This is a genomic window from Methylomonas sp. 2F7, assembly GCF_057126975.1.
In genome coordinates, this window is sequence record NZ_CP195203.1 from 2996075 (window position 1) to 3015316 (window position 19242).

The window sequence follows — 19242 nt, forward strand, 5'->3', positions numbered from 1 at the left end:
CAATGAATTGCCCGCTATCCACCCTAGCCCAAGCGTAAAACTTACAGGTAGTCCGCCAACAATCCTGCCACCCGTTTTGTAGCGCCCTGGTTATTTTCTACAAACAATCTGCCGTTATCGATCAACCTGTTTCTAAACACTATGTCCCGATAGACGCCTAACACGGCATCGATTATGGCTTGGCGATCTCGGCACTGTATCGCCCCTTCCAAGGCTAAAATCCGCTCGGCAATTTCCTGAAAATTAAACATCTCCGGGCCAAATAACACCGGTACGCCAATGGCCGCCGGTTCCAGTACGTTGTGACCGCCTACCGGCACCAGACTACCGCCGACAAAAGCCAGATCGGCAGCGGCATACAACATTTTTAACTCGCCCATGCTGTCGGCGATATAAACATCGGTTTGCTCGTGACACTGCCTTTGCTCGCTACGCATCACCACCGCCAAACCCTGCTGCTCGCAGAGCTTTTTAACCGTTTGAAAGCGCTCCGGATGACGCGGCACAATCAATAACAGCAACTCGGGTATCGTTACTTTAAGAACCGGGTAAAGCGCTAGAAATGTCTCTTCTTCGCCCTGATGAGTGCTGGCAACAATCCAAACCCAGCGTTTTGCGAATAACTGCTGCTTGAGCGCTCGCCCCCCCTCGATCACGGCGGCGTCTATCGTCACATCGAACTTAATATTACCCAACACTTGAACTTGCTGAGGAGCGGCACCGATTTCGATAAATCGTAAGCGGTCCTCCTCTGTTTGCACAGCAACAGTGGTGACGCAAGTCAACGCCGGCTTTACCAATCCGGGAATTTTCCGATAAGACCGCGCGGAACGCGCCGACAATCTGGCATTGACGATAAACAGCGGGATGTTCTGCGCCGCGCAGGCAGCAAACAAATTGGGCCAGATTTCCTTTTCCATCATGACCGCAAGTCGGGGTCGAAAACATTTCAAAAAACGCTCAACCACAAACGGCAGATCATACGGTAGATAGACATGCTCAACTTGACCGGCCAATGCCGTCCGCACCCTGGCAGAACCGGTTGGCGTGGTGGTGGTAACGAGTACCGGCAACTGCGGATGGCAGTGACGCAAATGTGCGATTAACGGGAAAGCAGCTTCCACCTCCCCCACTGAAACAGCATGTATCCAGATTACCCCCTGCCTGGACGGCATTTTGTAAAAGCCCAAGCGCTCTAACCAGCGTTGCCGGTATTGCGGCGCCTTGCAGCCCCGCCAATACAATCGCAATAAAACAGCAGGCAACAACAATCCATAAAGCAGCGTGTATAGGTTACGCATTACATCCGTTCTCGCAAATTATTGGGTTAAACCAATGCAATCTTAAACTATTAACCGGCCAATTTCGCCCGTAAGCTACCTTTAACAGCCACATCGAAATCGTTTAAGCGTGCAGATAAAACGACGACCCGGCATCCAATCCTTCATTTGCGGAAGCATCCGCCAAGCATGACAGCCTCTAGTGCTCCGCGGATATTTAAAAGCATAGTCAGGATCGAAACTACGTCGCGCAGCCACATTGCTAACACAGTTGTTTAGTCGCTGCATATAAGCTATTCCCGTCTATACTGATCGTCGGACCAGCCCCATCAAGGTAAATTTATTTCGCTACTCAGAGACTCACGCATCAGTCAACCTAACTGGAGCGATAGGGTTATATACCCGAAAGACGGCTTTTGGATTCAACTGACAGCAAAGTATTTTTTACGCTCATGTTCAATTCTGGTTTTGGCATTGGATCGAGATCGCAGCGCAGCGGTTTCCAAATAGCCTTCGCTCTTCCCCTTATACCCGGAGACCAAACAACAAGTCAGATCCAATTTGCTTTTGAAAGTGCGTTACATCTAGCAAGAGGAGTAATTCGGCATCTTGCAACCATGTTTTAATTTCGAACAAAACCAACCGAGGAGATCGATTGATGAAGTTAACTCATTTGTTTTCAAGCCGTAAACAAGCAACGGAAAAACAGACCACCCTCGAAATAGAAAGGGTCGCCCAGGCCATCGTCGCCGGGCAATGGGATGAACGCGTCAATACTGCGGGATTTGCCGAGAACAGCATGCAATTCGGTCATGCGATTAATCAGATCCTGGATGCAGTTACCCAACCGTTCAATGCAGTTGCCGATTGCATCGAACAAATCGCCAGCGGCGCCGTTCCGGCTAAAATCAGCGATCATTACCGTGGCGATTTCAACACACTCAAAAACCACCTCAATCAGCTTATAGAGGCTATCGCCCAGCAATCAACCGCCGCCCAGGCCATTGCCGATGGGAATTTCTCTATTCATATCAATATTCGTTCCGAACACGATGCTCTGGCGAAAAGCTTGGTCAAAGTCGTTGATGTGCAGCAGAACTTGAAAACCGAACTCCAGCGTCTGACCGGGGCGTCAAAAGACGGCCAACTAACCGAAAGGGGTAACCCGGCACAATTCAAAGGCGCTTACGCCGAAGTCATTCACGGGGTCAACCAAATGTTGGACGCCATTCTGCTGCCGATTGGCGAGGGTAATCGCATTCTGGCGCAGATTTCTAGCGGAAAAATCGATGAATTGATCAACGACACTTACCGGGGCGATCACGAGAAAATGAAGCAGGCCGTTAACAATGTCGCCACCACCTTGCAAGGCCTGCAACATGAATTGCAACGTCTCACCATCGCTTCCAGACAGGGACAGCTTACCGAGCGGGGTAAAGTCGAACAGTTTAAAGGCGCCTATGCGGAAGTCATCGGCGGCGTCAATGAAATGCTGGATGCCATTCTGCTACCGATTGGCGAGGGTAATCGAATTCTGGCGCAAATTTCCGGCGGCAAAATCGATGAATTGATCGAACAAACCTACCAAGGCGATCACGAGAAAATGAAACTGGCTGTCAACAACGTCGCCATCTCGATACAAGGTCTGCAAAAAGAGCTGCAAAGACTCCAAGACGCCTCCAGCGAAGGACAATTATCCAAACGCGGCAACACCGAGCAATTTAAAGGCGCCTACTCCGAAGTCATCGGCGGTGTCAATCAAATGCTGGACGCCATTCTCCTACCTATCGGAGAAGGCAATCGCATCCTGGCGCAGATTTCCGGCGGCAAAATCGACGAATTGATCGAGCAAACTTACCGGGGCGATCACGAAAAAATGAAGTTAGCGGTCAACAATATGGCAATCACCTTGCAAGGCCTGCAGAGAGAGTTGCGCCGTTTAACCACAGCATCCGGGAATGGTGAACTCTCAGAAAGAGGCAAAGCCGAGCAGTTTAAAGGCGCTTACGCCGAGATTATTAGCGGTGTCAACGATATGCTGGATGCAATCCTGATTCCCATCGGCGAAGGCAACCGCATTTTACGTATGATCAGGGGCGGCGATTTACGCCAACGCGTGGAAATCGCCTGTAAAGGCGACCATGACCAGATGAAACAAGCCGTTAACGGCGTACACAGCTGGCTATCGGATTTAATCGCTTACGTTACCAAGCTCGCCAACGGTGACATGACCGCGGAAATGGGCAAGGCATCAAACGACGACCAAATCCATGAATGGCTGATGCTGCTAAAAAGAAATGTTCAGGCTTTGGTATCCGATGCCGACAAACTCTCGATTGCCGCCGTGGAAGGCCGCTTACAAACCCGCGCCGACGCCGGCAAACATCAGGGCGACTTCCGTAAGATCGTGGAAGGCTTCAACAATACCATGGACGGCGTCATTCTGCCGCTCAACGAAGCGGTAGAAGTCCTAACATTGGTTGAACAAGGCGATCTGACCCGGAAAGTCAAAGGTGACTACAAAGGCCAGCTTAATGACTTTAAAGATACGGTCAACAATACCATTACCAAACTTTCACAAACCATCGCCGAAGTCGTCAGCGCCGCCGATCAGTTGGGAAATGCCTCCGGACAAATCAGCGCCACCTCGCAATCCTTATCGCAAGCATCCAGCGAACAGGCGGCCGGCGTCGAGGAAACCACGGCCAGTATCGAACAAATGGCGGCAAGCATTAACCAGAACGCGGAAAACGCCAAAGTCACCGACGGTATAGCCGGCAAGGCCAACCAGGAAGCCATCGAAGGCGGTATCGCCGTTAAACAGACGGTGACCGCCATGAAAGACATCGCGAGCCGAATTGGCATCATCGATGACATTGCCTATCAAACCAATATGCTGGCCCTCAACGCCGCCATTGAAGCGGCTCGGGCCGGCGATCATGGCAAAGGCTTCGCGGTTGTGGCGGCGGAAGTCCGGAAACTGGCGGAGCGGAGCCAGATAGCGGCACAAGAAATCGGTCAACTGGCGGGGAACAGCGTGAAGACCGCCGAAAGCGCCGGCCAATTGCTGGACGCCATCGTGCCCAGCATCGCTAAGACCTCGGATCTGGTGCAAGAAATTGCGGCGGCCTCTCAGGAACAATCCGCAGGCGTAAAGCAGGTTAATATCGCCATGAGTCAGATGAATCAAATTACGCAGCAAAATGCTTCTGCGAGCGAGGAATTGGCGGCAACCGCAGAAGAAATGACCAGCCAAGCCTTGCAATTACAGAATCTGATGAGCTTTTTCAAAATCAAAGATTTACAACCAACGCTTTCCCGCAATACCACAAGAACGCCGCCTAAATCGCTAAAGGCAATAGTGCCGGCTCCGCATATTAATCACGCAGACAATGCTGATGGGTACGACATTAACCATTTCGAACGATTCTAGTGATTAGTTAGTGACTGAGACCGGGTAGATCATCCTTTAACATTTTTTCTCCATAAATTAAGTCTTAAGCATATAAGACTGTTTCCTGAGAGCTTTGTCGAAGGACAAGCGGGATTTTTCAATCACGGCGGCGAGTATGTTGCAGGCCCTCCATGCTTCGACCTTGCTCAGCACGAACAGTCTACCCCCAACGGCTATTTTTAGGTTGATCGGCACAGCGGCAAAACGGTATCGGTGATGCAATTGGCTAAGATACCGCGGACCGGACCAAACATGCGTGTACGCTTTGACGTGAGGTAGCAACAACGTGGCGTGGGTATCAGCCCAATAATTAGCAACGGGTAGACAAGACCAACCAGCTTTGGCTCATGGATTGAGCCGGTGACGTTAGAAAGCCACCGGGGTAGGTGCGCCATCCCTGGCGATCATCCCTAAAACAAATCCTAACGCTACAAGTTTTTAGACTTGCCGCGGCATTTCCGGCCTTAAGCTGCTACCGCCGCTTTACGACGACCGCCAAAACCGATCATACCTGCCATCGCACTGCCGAATAACCAAACAGCACCAGGGACAGGTACTGCGGCGATGGATAATTCATAGCCGGAGACATTGGCATTCCATCTCCCAACGCCATTACCACCCAGAGCAATGGTATAAACTTGGCCTGCCTCTGCGAAAAACTCAAGGTAGTTAACTGCGTCTACGCTAGCGTCATGAGTAAGGTACTCCATACCGGAACCAACCCCTGCGGCGTAGAATGGGTTGCTGGTAGTTTCCGGCTTGCCGGCGTTATTCCAGCTACCATGGTGGCTGTAGGATACTGAGTTGGTAGTATCCATACCTTTAAACACTGTAACCCCAAAATTACCGTTAATGGTACCCAGAGAGGTCAGGTTCAGCCTCAATAAAGTAGAGACGTCGGATTTAATCAAACCCATGTCAATTTGGTGTTTCCAACCGGTTGGACCTGTTGCGGTAGGCACGCCATTAGCATCGAGACCATTATCTTTCCAAGCACCGGCGCCAGTATCGATTTCCGCTGCCACGCCATAGTCAGCCAGTGCGTCGGCGGCCGACACTTCCAAGGTTCCTGGCCCGTGAATCGCAGCAGCCCAGTTCAAATGTGCGCGACCGGTATATCCAAACGGCAACGCACCATTTGCTGTGCCAAGCCAAGGGACTTGAGTACCTTGATAGCCACCGCTCTCAGGGCCGGTTGCAACTGTATCGGCATCGGGACCGTCGTAAGTGTAGTTCCAACCATCGGTTGCACTGGCCGCAGCTGTCGTGAAGGTGTTGTACATGACATGCGCCGAAGCGGTAGATGCTCCTGCTGAAAGCGCGACACCGGCAACCGCCATGGAAACAGCTTTAGCCAATTTTGTTTTGATCATACGTTTTTACCTTAAATCTTAAGTTAGGGGGAGAAAGCACCTTGAGCCCAGGACTTAACAATCTTGTAAGCCATAACTGACAGGCGCCTGCGTCCACAACGCAATCCTTATGCCACCTATAAAACGTATAAATTACAAACAATTAGAGTTTACTTATTCTCAGCGCTTAATCAAAATCCGTGATTTAGCTCACAAAAAACAGGTGAAATAACATAATTTAGATTTTTCACTTACTCGAACAACTTTTTCCAGCCTGTGTTCTTGAGCAAGACCGATTTAGGTGTAACGCTGCATTGCAAAAATCAGCGGCAATCCATCCGAGTATTTTTGTCTCGCCCTAACCCACACTGGTCGGCAATCAAGCGGTAAGCAACAAAAGCCCAAATTCGCTATCGTCTCAACCTAAGTTCCAAATCCAGCAGACGCTGGGTAGTCTGCAACACCGTATCTGGATTCAAACTCATCGAATCAATGCCGATTTCGACCAGATATTCGGCCATTTCCGGATAATCGGACGGCGCTTGACCGCACAAGCCGGAATGCCGGCCATTGCGGCGCGCGCCTTCCACGGCCCATTTGATCATGGTCTTCACGCCGGCATCCCGCTCGTCGAAATCGTTAGCGACGATTTCCGAATCCCGATCCACACCCAAAGTCAATTGCGTCAAATCGTTGGAGCCGATCGAAAAACCGTCGAACAACTTGGCGAATTCGTCGATCAGGATGACGTTATTCGGTATCTCGCACATCACATAAATTTCCAGGCCATCATCGCCACGCTTCAAACCCAGCTCCGCCATGTAAGCCAAAACCCTTTCGGCTTCATCAATTCGGCGACAAAACGGGATCATCAATACCACGTTCTTGAGGCCCATCTGCTCGCGGACCCGCTTCATCGCCGCGCATTCCAAGGCAAACCCCTCGGCATATGCAGGGTGTACATAGCGCGAGGCACCGCGAAAACCGATCATCGGGTTAGCCTCGTCGCGCTCGAACCAACGTCCACCCAACAAGGTCGCATATTCGTTGGTTTTAAAGTCCGACATCCGCACGACCACAGGCTTGGGATAAAACGCCGCCGCGATGGTGCCGACGCCTTCCGCCAGCCGCTGGATGAAAAACTCTTCCGGCTTGGCATAGCCCTCGGTCAATTGCTTAAGTTGCTCCAGCTCGCCGGCCTCTTCGACTTTTTCGGGGTGAATCAAAGCCATCGGGTGAGCCTTGATGTATTCGGTAATAATAAATTCCATCCGCGCCAAACCGACGCCATCATTGGGCAGAAAGCTGAGTTTAAACGCCAATTCAGGATTGCCCAGATTGAGCATGATCTTGGTTTTTGGCCGCTGGAGTTGCGACAAATCAGTATGCTTGACCTCGAAATCCAGCCGGCCAGCATAGACTTTGCCGACATCGCCTTCCGCACACGATACCGTGACCACGCTGCCACTGGTTATCGCTGCCGTCGCGTTCTCGCAGCCTATCACGGCCGGCACGCCCAATTCGCGGGCAATGATCGCCGCATGACAGGTTCTGCCACCGCGATTAGTAACAATAGCGGCGGCGGTTTTCATCACCGGCTCCCAATCCGGCGTGGTCATATCGGCCACCAACACTTCGCCCGGCTTGAAACTACCGAGTTTGGCCACGTTATCTATCACCCGCGCCTGACCCACCGCGATCTTGCTGCCCACGGCATGGCCTTTGACGATGGCTTCGCCAGATTGTTTGAGTTGATATTGCTCCAAGACATTGCCGACCTTTTGCGAAGCCACGGTTTCCGGGCGGGCTTGCACGATATACAGCTTACCGTCCAATCCATCCTTGGCCCATTCCATATCCATAGGCCGGCCATAATGCCGTTCGATTTTCAAGGCGTAATCGGCCAATTGCAGCACTTCCGCATCGTCGATACAAAATTGCCGGCGCTCGTGATTTGAGGTGGCGACATTGCGAATCGGTTCCCGGGTGCGGCCGTCGCTATAGATCATCTTGATTTTTTTAGCGCCCAGCGTGCGCCGCAATACCGCCCGATAGCCTCGGGCGAAAGTGGGCTTATGCACGTAAAATTCGTCGGGATCGACAGCGCCCTGCACCACGTTTTCACCCAGACCATAGGCACCGGTGATAAACACGGCATCATTGAAACCCGACTCTGTATCCAGCGAAAACATCACGCCGCTGGCCGCCAAATCGGAACGCACCATTTTCATCACGCCTATCGACAAACCGATTTTGAAATGGTCGAAGCCCTGATCGAGTCGGTAATGAATCGCCCGGTCGGTAAACAAACTGGCGAAACAGCGTTTACAAGCATCCAGCAAGGATTGGCCGCCGCGAATATTTAAATAGGTATCCTGTTGACCGGCAAAACTGGCAGTGGGTAGATCTTCGGCGGTCGCAGAACTACGCACCGCGACGGTTAAATCGTCTTGATATTGCTGTTGTAATTGCGCGAAAGCATCCAGAATTTGCTGTTGCAAATCGGCAGGCAACGGCGATGCGTAAACCAAATCACGGGCTTGTTGCGCGCGGCGCGCCAACTCTGCGACGTCGTCGGCATCGACATCATCGAGTAAAGCGTGCAAATGCGGCCAAGCGTCGGCCTGATCCAGCATATAACGGTAAGCTTCGGCGGTAATCGCAAAACCATTGGGGACAATCACGCCCTCCGAAGCCAACTCGCGATACATCTCGCCGAGTGAGGCGTTTTTACCGCCGACCAGCGGAATATCGTGGATGGTGAGTTCTGCAAACCAGCGGATATATTGATTGTGCTTGGACATGTTGCGCTCCTTGGCTGTTGTTATGCTTGTCCTTATAAGCATACGCCGTTGGCGGTAATCGGCAAGGGTCTGGAGCTGTCGCCTAGGGCTGGTGTAATTCCGGTAAGCGAGGTTTTAGCGAAATTTTAAAGCGGGTGGATTGTGAAGGTCGGGGATAACTCCCCGCCCCGCCAAGAATCGGTGAATTATTTACGCAACAGATAACCGATTATCCCGCCTGCGCCGCGGACAAGATCGACATCGCCCACTTTTTCTCTTCCGCGCTGGTGGTAGTTGCCACCAAGGTGGCGTAGCACAACCAGACGATTAAAACCACAAAGCCGAGCGCAACAACGAATAGCGCTAAATCCTTGAATAAGCGGACATTCCGTTCGGCGTCGGTTTCCTGCCGCTCAACCGAAACGCTGAATGTATGATTGGGCGGTGGATTATTGAGATCGATATGGCTCATAAGCCGATAATTTCGGTTTCCAGCTTTTGGGTTTCGGGTTCGACCAAACCGATTTTTAGCCCGCGCCGACGTCCATCCTTAGCCGCCAGATACAGGGTGATCGCTTTGCGCAAAATTTCGCTTTTATTGGTTTCGCCTTCCTCCGCGGCCTTGTGCAGTTCGCGATTCAGGTCATCGGACAACACAACATTGAAACGTACAGACATAAACACCTCCTCTTGGTTAAATGATGTGTTTTTTATACGGATATTTACACATCAGGCAAGCAGAATGCATGGGCTCCGGACTGTCGAGTTTAATCAATTCAAAACCTGATCGGCTGTCGCACACTTAGCCAAGCCAAGCCGCTTCCGGACCGTATGAGCCAAGCGTCAAACTCACTGACCTAAGCCCCGCCCGTAAGGTTTCGGGCGGGGCTTGAAACGGGTTTTAAACCATCAGGCGGAAGCCGAACCATTGAGCTTAGGGACTAAAACCCAACCGTACTTGGTACGGTAATTTCGCGCCGCAGCGCAGCCGGGTTTTGAATTCCCACGCAGCGTGTGGGAATGAGAACAGTCCCCCTGGTTCCCAAGCTCCCGATTGGAAACCAATCACTTGGAAGCTCTTGCTTCCTGTAGAGTTAGAAAGCTGGAGCTTCCAAGGCCGAGGTTCCCAACCTAGAGGTTGGGAACCAGAAAGACTAATACTCCACTCTTACTGATCCCATAAATGTCCTCGGTGTGCCGACTTCGATAGCATTACGGCTGAAAGCCGCGCTGGGAAAATACTCTTTGTCGAGCAGGTTGTTGACATTCAACTGCGTAGTCAATTTGCTGCCGCCAACTTTCCAAGAATAACTGGTCAATAGATTTACCGTCGCATAGCCGGGCAGCACGACGTCAGTGTTACTTGTTTCGGTAGTTTGGGAGCCGCGAACCAGTACCCCACCACCGAACTTCAAGCCTCGCAATGTACCGGCTTGTAGCTCGTAAGTGGTAAACAAACTGCCGCCATGTTTGGGAACTCCTGGCAAGCGTTGACCATTTTCGCCCGGATAACCTTTAATAACTTTCGCATCGGGTGTATAAGCATAAGCACCGATTATGTTCCATCCGGGTAGGATTTCTCCTTTTACATCGAATTCCAGGCCAGCTGTTTTAGCCTCTCCTATCGCTCTTGCGTCGATAAAAGTCGGTGGCTGATAAATTGCCATATTTTGCTTGGTCAGATCGAACCAAGCCAACGTAGCCATCAATTTTTTGTCGAAGAGTTCTGTCTTGGCTCCAAACTCCCACTGCTGTGCAGTTTCAGGACTTAATAACGAACCGCCAATTGATCTACCAGATTGGACACCAACAAAGTTTTCAGTGTAACTGCCGTACACACTAAATTCAGGAATAGGTTGCCAGATCAAACCGCCGCGAGGTGTCAAGCTATCCTGCATGGGATTTTCAGTAACCGCCCCACTAACAAGATCGATATATTCATTTTCCGCACCGTCATAGCGAAAACCCGCCAGTATAGAAAAGTTAAATGGCAATTTGATTTGATCTTGCAGATAAAGGCCGAACCATTGCTCCAATGCTGAGCTATTAACAACGGGTGCATTAGCTATTTGATTTTGGATGGCATTAGCTCCAAGATAAGTAGGATTATAAATATCGACGGCATTGAAATAATATTGCTCAGTACCTTGCCTAAAGGTACGAAAATAGTCGCCCCCTAATAGTAACGTATGCTGTAATCCCCATGTATCGAAATGCCCCGTCAAATTGATCGCATTAAAATAGCTGGCATCATCTTCCGGCGGGCGATGTCCGACCACGCCAAATATATTTAACATTCTGTTGTCAGTATTTAACCCTGTCGGATTAGCTGCGTAAGTCTCTATACCATTGTAGACCGCGGTGAAACGATGGCTCAGCGTCCAATTGTCATTAAAGGCATGAGACCAATTCATGCCGACCAGAACCCTTTCGAACATACTTCGCGGGTCTGCTTCACCTAAAAATCGACTGCGTGGTACATCGGCTGGTCGATTGCCAATTGCAGGTATGCCTCGGTCAAATACCACATGACCGTAATCGTATTCCAATTCAAAATTCACCTGGGTTTTAGGGCTAATGTTCCAAGTAACCGTCGGTGCGATAAAAATACGGTCACTGCTTACCATGTCACGAAACGAGTTGGCATCCTTATAAGCCAGGTTAATACGGTACAGTAACGATTTGTCGTCGGTAATCGGCCCGGTGGCATCCACAGTGGTGCGATAGAAGTCGTAAGAACCGAATTGTTGTTGTAAGGAATAATACGGCGTTGCCAACGGTTGTTTGGTGACGTAATTAACCACACCGCCGGGCGCAGTCAGTCCATAGAGTAGAGAAGCTGGGCCTTTCAAAGCTTCTACACGTTCAACATTGGCCAAATCCCGGCCACCCCAAGCCCCTCCCAACGGAAATGGCGCACCATTGCGATAATCGCCTGCGGGGTAATTATCAAAACCTCGTCGTCTTGACCAGTCCAGCCAATCACCCGAATTTGCAGTGCCTTGATAGATACCGCTGACATAATTCAGCGCGTCGCCCGGACGGACAGCTTGCGTGTCTTCCAAAACCTGTTTCGGCACGACCTGAATCGAATACGGCGTTTCCATGATCGGTGTATCGGTTTTGGTGGCAGTAGCCGCGTTAGGTAGGCTGTAATCCGGGTTGTAAGGATCGGTCGAATCATAAACCGCCTTCCCCATCACCGTCACCGCCGGCATCGTCGTAGCCGTGCGCGGCTCGGCGTTCGCTGCTGGTTCCAGCGTAAATGTATCGTCCGCCGTTTTCCGCACAGTCAAGCCCGAATTCTGCAACATCCGCTGCATGGCCTGCTCCGGGGTGTATTGGCCGGACACCGGGCTGGAGCGGAGTTTGCCGACGAGTTCCGCCGGATAGAGCAGGCGCAGGTTGGTCTGGTCGGCGAGTTCGGTCAGGGCGCTGTCCAGGGCTTGCGCCGGGATGTTGAAGGCTTGCGCAGCGTCGCCGGCCATCGCGGCCAGGCTGACCGTGCCGAGCAGTAATAATGCGACAATAGGCTTGGGTTTAAACATACGGGCCTGGCCGGGATGGACGCTGCCGGTATCGCGTGAGTTTTTCATCTGTAATCCTTAACGTGGCGGCGGCACCATTGCCGCGTACCGGTTAAGATGGACGGCCGGAAAAATCTTGTAATGGCGGCGGGATTTTTTTTGCGCTAGCCGTGCAACACGGTCAACCACGGCGTGATTTGACTGATTTTTACCGAAAGGATTTGTTGCAGCATCGCCAGTGTGGCGGCGCGGTCCGCCAGCGGGAAGACGCCACTGACCCTTAGCGCCGCCAGTTTGGCGTCGCTGATGACGATCTTTCCGGGGAAATAGCGGTCCAGTTCCGCAACCACATCGGCCAGGGCTTGATTTTTAAAGACCAGTTTACCGCGTTGCCAGGCGGCGTTTTGCTGCGGATCGGCCGCCACTGCGGCTTGCAAGCCGTCGGCGGCACTGTAAACCGCTTGTTGCCCTTCGTGAATGCGGGCGTCGGGCGGGTAATCCGGGGCGTGCAGACCTTTGACACACACCGCGTGTTCCTGCACCGTGATGCGGGCGGAGTGGTCTTGCTGCAGCACTTCAAAGACCGTCCCTAAGGCTTTGACCACTACAGTATCGGTGGCTACCTCAAACGGCCGTTTACGGTCGGCGGCGACCTTGAACAAGGCCTGACCGTGTTTCAATGTCAGTTTGCGGCCGGTATCCGAATAGGCAACCGTCAATGCGGTATCGGTATTCAACAGCACCTGGCTGCCGTCGGCCAAAGTCACGGTTTTTTGTTCGCCGACAGCGGTGTAATAGTCGCTGAACCAGCGGTCGCCAAGATCGGAAAACGGCAAAACCAGAGCCAAGGCAACAGCGGCCGCTGCCAAGCCGCGCCAGACGGGCCGGCTAAATCGGCGGCCCCTGGCTTGCGTCGGTATCGGCAGATCCGTTACCGACCAGACCTCGCCCATGTCCAGCCACAGTTGTTCGGCTTCGACAAAGGCGCGACGGTGTGAGGGGCTGCGATTTTGCCATTCGGCGGCCGCACGCCGCTCTTGCTCGCCTACGTTTCCGGCGCGCAGCCGTATCACCCAATCAATCGCCTGATCGGACAAAGTGGTGATTTCGGAAACGGGTGCGTTACTCATCGACATAAGGTTTGGACGGTTGAAACTATTATGACGGATGACGCAGCCGTTCTTGCTGATATTTTCCGGGCGGTCGGCAATTTGCCTCAATGTTGCTTGAGCCTGTCCCGACAATGCCGCATGGCCCGCGCCAGATGCTTGGCGACCATGCTTTCCGAGATGCGCAGGCGGGCCGCGACTTCGGTATGGCTGAGGCCTTCGACTCAGTTCCAGTAAAAAGCCAGACGGCAGTCTTCGGGTAATTCCGCCAAGGCCTGACGAATGGCTTGCAAGCGCTGGGTCTGCTGATAACGCTGCTCGGGGCCGGGCGACTGTTCGGGAACGGCGTTGTAGGTGTCGTCGTCGACATCCTGCTTGAGCCGATTGACGCTAAGCCGCTGGTAATCGATCACCAAATTACCGACAACCCGAAACACGAAAGCCCGCGGATTCTCGATAGTTTCCTGCGTTTGCTGGCGGCTCAGCCGTAAATAAGCATCTTGCAGTATGTCCGCGGACAGGTCTTCCGAAACCAGTTTACGCACGATAAAACGACTGAGCTCATCGCGATGTTTATCGATGAATGCCGCAATTTGCTCTGCGCTTGGTTCGGATTGTTCGCCGCTGTCGGAAGGTTTTGCGGAAAATACTTGGTCGGACATGAGTCATCGCTGCGTTATTGTCCAGATGTTACGAGCACGATACGCACCCAATCGCACAAGCAAATAGAAATCAGGCAATTAAGTTTTTTCGCCGGCGCATACCGGGAATGACAGGCGGAAAAAATAAGTGATATGCCGCAGCCGTTTGCGGCGAATCCCCTATTGGCTGCAAGGCGCGTAAACACGGCGACGCTGGGGCTTGATCTAATATAAGGCTGTCAACCTCAGCAGCGGCGAGCAACCGGCCAGCGCTTTACAGCGGAAACTAACCGAGTCAGGCTTTCCTTCCGGTAGTGAGCTAAAAAACGCCTACAGCGAGGGCTGGGCAGCTGCGACGACCTGATTGCGGCCGGCGTCCTTGGCTAGATAAAGCGCTTTATCCGCCGCCCCGATCAAGGCCACCGAAGATAGGCCGTTTGCGGGATATGTAGCTACACCAAATGATGCAGTAACACCGATACAGATGTCGGCAACGGCAATAGGCTGCGCAACCAGGGCCAAACGTATCAATTCGGCGCGTTCACTAGCCGTTTGTAGCGAGGTATCCGGCAACACCAGAAAGAACTCTTCGCCGCCATAGCGGCAATCCAAATCGCTGGCGCGGGCATGACGCCTCATGATGTCGGCAAAAGCTTTCAGAACTGCATCACCGGCCTGGTGTCCATAACAATCATTGATCATTTTAAAATGATCCAGATCGCTCATCACCACGCTCACTTCATAGCCTTGCCGCTCAGCCAAACGCAATTCACGTTCCAAGTTTTCGTTAAGGAACAGGCGGTTATACAGCCCGGTCAACGGATCATGAATCGCCTGGTATTGGAGTTGCTCGTGCAGAACTTTGACTTGCCGCTCGGAACGTAATCGCTCGCTAATATCCGCCAATACGGCTATCAATGCAGGTTTACCACCGATATCAATTGCCGGACTAGCGGATACCTCTACCGTGATCATTTGGCCATTCCTACGCACGGCGTTGGCTATAAAATTGATTTTCGCAATATCTTTGTTTAGCGCTTTTTGCATCGCTTCGCGCAAGGCAGGCTGATCGGTATCGCTGATGAGTTCCATCATGCCCATATTCAAGAGGTGATCGACCTCGTAATCGAAGATTTCGGCAAACTTAGGATTCACATAATGAAAGCGGTCTTCGATAATCATGGTTATGCCGACCAAGGATTGATCCAGAACCCGGTGAAACTTTTCCTCGGCCTCTTGCAGCGCTCGATTGATCTTCTCGTTCTCCCGCAACGCCGCTTCCAACTCCTTTGTCCGAGCCCGTACCAAATTCTCCAGCATAATCGTGGTTTGAAATTGATCAAAATCCGAATAGTGTTGAGTGGAACTATGCTCTACTCGATTCATCAAGGCTTCTACAACCTTATTCAGGCGAACGATTTCCGCCCTTAATTCGCTCTCTGTATCGAGTGTATCTGTGTCAATCATCCTCGCCGCACCTATCAACTGCACCGATAGCAACCGCGGCGAAGGTCTGATTGACGTGCACGCCGCGAAACTGCTCGCCATACGTATTGAAACCTATCACCTTGTTATCACTCAGTATTTGTTCCGCTTGCGCCGTTAACCCGCGCTGTACCAGCTCAAGCTTTCTAAGTATGCAATCGCAAGCTAGCGTGACCTGAGGTTGACCGATCTGTGCCCGAACTTCGGCAAACGCCTGCTGTAGACTTTCGATAGGATCCACCCCTCGCGCGACTCTCAACACCAAGCCTTCCTCGATAGCGCAGTAAAATGTCAGACTTTGATCTTCGTTGGCACTACGAATAGCCCGCACATAATAGTTACCATCGATAGCGACCACGACCGGCGCCGCGGCGAAGTGCTCAGGGCTCAATTCTTCGACCATAACCCCGATGAGTCTGGCGTATTCCGGGGCCGCCGGTAGCCCGTTAATTTCATGTACGATGCGCCGTCTGGCATCGGCGTGTGTGACCACCAATCTTTCCGCCGTCGGTACAAAATGTTGCGCTTTGAATATTTTGAACGGTAACGACGTATGCACCAGCAATAACAAGGCACTGTCCGCATGAAAGTCACCATCGCAATAAACGTATGTTTTATGGAACAGCAAGTCGTCGGCCGCCGAGCCGCCAATCATGGCGATATTGCCTAATGCGTCTTGTATCGCATGGGTAACCTGCTCTTCGCGCACCGATAAGCCGTCGATCAACAAAAAACCAAAACAATTTTCGGCGTTAAGATGCGTAACTCTATCTTGCAAGCCATACAATAGTTCGTTGGCAAGCGCATGCCCTTCGGCGATTTGAAACTGTTGCAAGTTAGGAATTAGCCCACTGGTCGCAATAAAATCCGGCGCGGAAAAGCCGACACCTACCAGACTTTGTTGACTCAGTCCTGCATCGCCTATTTCGCCGGCGGTCGTGCAGCCAACCACATGCATACCTTGAAATCGACGTCTTATTTCGGAAGCCAGCACAGTTCGGTCATAACTATTCGAACAAAAGAAAATGACCAAGGTGGTATCGGAGTGGAGCAAGCCTAAAGCAAGTTCCTCGACCGCCCGCTGAGGGTCAGATAAACAGGAATGGGCAATGCGAATTGCCGTGCGGCGACTCATCTGCTATCTCGGCAGTTGCAGTTGTGGATGAACAGATATTTTACAACCGGGCTAGCGACTGTGCTGTAGAAAAAATCGAAAACTATGCGGATATACTTACAACTCTCATCTTAAGTGATGACAGAAATTGACGTTACTAGCCGTTCAACCATTCCATATAGAGTTGCACGCCTTGCTCGACGGTTTTGAAGTCATGGCTGCAACCAACTGCGCGCAATTTGTCCAGATTGGCTTCGGTGAAGCTTTGGTAGCAGCCTTTCAGGTGCGCCGGGAAGGGAATATATTTGATATGGCCGCGCTGGTGGAATTTAATCACCGCATTTGCCACGTCATTAAAGGTTTGGCTACGCCCGGTACCGCAGTTATAGATGCCGGATGCTTTGGGGTTATCAAGAAACCAAAGGTTAATATCCACCACATCGCCGACATAAACAAAATCGCGGCGCTGTTCGCCGTTGCCATAACCGTCACAACCTTCGAATAAGCGTAATTCGTCGGAATCTTTTATCTGATTGTTCAAATGAAAGGCCACACTGGCCATGCTGCCTTTGTGGGCTTCGCGCGGACCGTAGACATTGAAATAGCGTAAACCAACCACTTGCGCGGTCAAATTTTGCTGTCTGCGCAAATATTGGTCGAACTGAAACTTGGAATAACCGTAGACATTCAGCGGACCTTCGTAAGCCAATTCTTCCTTGAAGGTTAAATCGGCACCGTAAGTAGCGGCGCTGGAGGCGTAAATGAACGGGATTTTGTGGCTTTGGCAATAATGAAACAGCGTTTTGCTGTATTCATAATTATTGTCCATCATATAACGGCCGTCCCACTCGGTCGTACTGGAACAGGCGCCCTGATGGAAGATGGCTTCTATCGTTTCTGCTTGGAAAGCACCTTGTTGCAGTCGTTCCAAAAAGGTGCTTCTGTCCAGATAATCCGCTATCTGACAGTCGACCAAGTTTCGGTACTTGATACCGTTGCTTAAATGGTCGACTACTAAAATATCATCATAACCGCGGGCATTCAGGCCCAATACCAGATTGCTGCCGATAAAACCGGCGCCACCGGTTACGATGATCACGGCTTTACTCGGCTACCACTTTTACCGGCAGCGTGATAACGACGTCGGTGTGCAGATTGATAGCAATGTCGTATTCGCCGATGTTACGGATGACGCCGTTAGGCATACGTATTTCGTGTTTCTCGACTTTAATGCCGGCAGCAGTGATGGCATCGGCAATGTTTTGCGTACCAACCGAACCGAACAAACGGCCTTCGTCGCCAGTTTTATGGGCAATGGACACGTTCAATTTGCTAAGCGCTTCGCCACGAGCGGTGGCAGCAGCCAATTTTTCAGCCGCTTGTTTTTCCAGCTCGGCGCGACGCTCTTCAAACTCTCTGATTTTCTTAGGCGTAGCAGGGACTGCCTTGCCTTGCGGAATCAGATAGTTTCTGCCGTAACCCGCTTTGATGGTTACTTTGTCGCCCAGGTTACCCAGGTTCGCCGTTTTTTCCAGAAGAATGACTTCCATCGTTTTCTACCTCTTAGATCGACTTGATTGTCGAAAAATCCGGAGCTTACGCCCCATTTGGTTTTAGTTTATTTCGTAAGTCCAGCCAGGTGTCGGTAAGCCCGCAAAGTACAATCACCACCATGACATGCGGGATCAACATCAAGGTCACGTATAAAAACGGCACCATGAAACGACTACCCTTCATGACAGAGAACGCCGCATGCAAGACTGCGGTGCCTATCATCGTGTAGGTCACCAACAGCACCAACAATACATTCCAGCACAACTCCGCAGTCTTGCCGGAAGTGATCATCGCTACGCCAGCCACCAGCAAGGTGATTAATGTCAGATGCACATGCCCTTTCAACGCCAAAAACTCGGCTCTGAAACCGCCCGGGTTGTATAGCGCCGCTTGCCACCATCTGGCCAAAAACAAACCGAACAGCAAGCCGTAAACGCTGCCGGCCGCGGCAACCCCGGTCATGAAATGCGCCAACAGTTCCGCAGATTGTTTAATTTGCTCCATTGGCACATCCGTTTTACCTTCAAGCATGGGCTGTAGCATGAAGCTCAACACTTCGCGCCAAAGCTGTACCGGCTGTTCCTGAATCGTATATATACCCAGCACCACCGCGACACCCAACAATACGGCAATTTCAATTGCCAGAGTCAGATAACGGCCCTCGCGCAGTACTATCGAAATCAGCCAAACCGGCAGCCAAAAGGCCAGACCGTAAAGCAATGCGTACTGGTAATTACCGATCAATAAGGTGCTTAATACGGCGGCAGCCAGACATGAGCAAATCAGCACATACAAGCCTTCACTAGCCCCACGCCTCAATGTTACCAATGAGACAGCGGCTGAACTTACGATACTGACAGGAGGAAACAGCAGCGATAGCAAGGCTAGGCTGGATGCGACCGTCATGGCCTGCATCCGTCCTTTCATAATGAAAGTCGCCAGA

The 19242-nt window shown here is 51.6% G+C and carries 14 protein-coding genes and 1 pseudogene; 1 reads left to right on the forward strand and 14 read right to left on the reverse strand.

Going from position 1 to position 19242, the window contains the following annotated elements:
* Positions 1-41: 41 nt before the first annotated feature.
* Positions 42-1301: a lipid IV(A) 3-deoxy-D-manno-octulosonic acid transferase gene (gene waaA, locus ACR64Q_RS13320; RefSeq protein ID WP_313732215.1), complete on the reverse strand. Its 1260-nt coding sequence runs from the start codon at positions 1299-1301 to the stop codon at positions 42-44.
* A gap of 637 nt (positions 1302-1938) precedes the next feature.
* On the opposite strand from waaA, the gene ACR64Q_RS13325 reads away from it, so the two are divergent.
* Entirely contained in the window at positions 1939-4713 is a 2775-nt protein-coding gene (locus ACR64Q_RS13325; protein ID WP_313732214.1) for a methyl-accepting chemotaxis protein, read from the forward strand.
* A 485-nt stretch (positions 4714-5198) separates the two neighbouring features.
* Here the strand turns inward: ACR64Q_RS13325 and ACR64Q_RS13330 are convergent, their stop codons facing one another.
* From ACR64Q_RS13330 to ACR64Q_RS13390, 13 genes and pseudogenes are all read right to left on the reverse strand, one after another.
* Complete coding sequence (locus ACR64Q_RS13330; protein ID WP_020482452.1) at positions 5199-6107, reverse strand: hypothetical protein; 909 nt, start codon at positions 6105-6107, stop codon at positions 5199-5201.
* A gap of 389 nt (positions 6108-6496) precedes the next feature.
* The gene (gene ppsA, locus ACR64Q_RS13335; protein WP_026601308.1) at positions 6497-8890 is read right to left on the reverse strand and encodes a phosphoenolpyruvate synthase; all 2394 of its coding nucleotides are present in this window, start codon (positions 8888-8890) and stop codon (positions 6497-6499) included.
* 208 nt (positions 8891-9098) lie between these two features.
* Positions 9099-9341 (reverse strand): hypothetical protein, encoded by a 243-nt coding sequence (locus tag ACR64Q_RS13340; RefSeq protein ID WP_020482454.1) that lies wholly within the window; start codon positions 9339-9341, stop codon positions 9099-9101.
* Positions 9338-9547 (reverse strand): ribbon-helix-helix domain-containing protein, encoded by a 210-nt coding sequence (locus ACR64Q_RS13345; RefSeq protein WP_026601309.1) that lies wholly within the window; start codon positions 9545-9547, stop codon positions 9338-9340. The genes ACR64Q_RS13340 and ACR64Q_RS13345 overlap by 4 nt, the downstream gene beginning before the upstream one ends.
* A 476-nt stretch (positions 9548-10023) precedes the next feature.
* Positions 10024-12465, reverse strand: coding sequence for a TonB-dependent siderophore receptor (locus ACR64Q_RS13350; protein WP_483823334.1), 2442 nt, complete (start codon positions 12463-12465; stop codon positions 10024-10026).
* 95 nt (positions 12466-12560) lie between these two features.
* Positions 12561-13526, reverse strand: coding sequence for a FecR family protein (locus ACR64Q_RS13355; RefSeq protein WP_036276984.1), 966 nt, complete (start codon positions 13524-13526; stop codon positions 12561-12563).
* An 86-nt stretch (positions 13527-13612) separates the two neighbouring features.
* A pseudogene (locus ACR64Q_RS13360) lies at positions 13613-13717 on the reverse strand (sigma factor-like helix-turn-helix DNA-binding protein); the annotation flags it as partial.
* Between the two features lie 12 nt (positions 13718-13729).
* Positions 13730-14167, reverse strand: coding sequence for an RNA polymerase sigma factor (locus tag ACR64Q_RS13365; protein ID WP_483823335.1), 438 nt, complete (start codon positions 14165-14167; stop codon positions 13730-13732).
* Positions 14168-14476: 309 nt separating this feature from the next.
* A complete protein-coding gene (locus ACR64Q_RS13370) occupies positions 14477-15613 on the reverse strand; it encodes a sensor domain-containing diguanylate cyclase (protein ID WP_026601314.1) in 1137 nt (378 codons plus the stop codon).
* A complete protein-coding gene (gene nosP, locus ACR64Q_RS13375; RefSeq protein ID WP_026601315.1) occupies positions 15606-16766 on the reverse strand; it encodes a nitric oxide-sensing protein NosP in 1161 nt (386 codons plus the stop codon). Before nosP ends, ACR64Q_RS13370 begins: the two co-directional genes overlap by 8 nt.
* 136 nt (positions 16767-16902) lie before the next feature.
* Positions 16903-17844: an ADP-glyceromanno-heptose 6-epimerase gene (gene rfaD / locus ACR64Q_RS13380; protein WP_026601316.1), complete on the reverse strand. Its 942-nt coding sequence runs from the start codon at positions 17842-17844 to the stop codon at positions 16903-16905.
* 4 nt (positions 17845-17848) lie between these two features.
* Positions 17849-18295: a 50S ribosomal protein L9 gene (rplI, locus tag ACR64Q_RS13385; RefSeq protein WP_020482462.1), complete on the reverse strand. Its 447-nt coding sequence runs from the start codon at positions 18293-18295 to the stop codon at positions 17849-17851.
* A 46-nt stretch (positions 18296-18341) separates the two neighbouring features.
* Positions 18342-19205, reverse strand: coding sequence for a hypothetical protein (locus ACR64Q_RS13390; protein WP_231499591.1), 864 nt, complete (start codon positions 19203-19205; stop codon positions 18342-18344).
* Between the last annotated feature and the right edge of the window lie 37 nt (positions 19206-19242).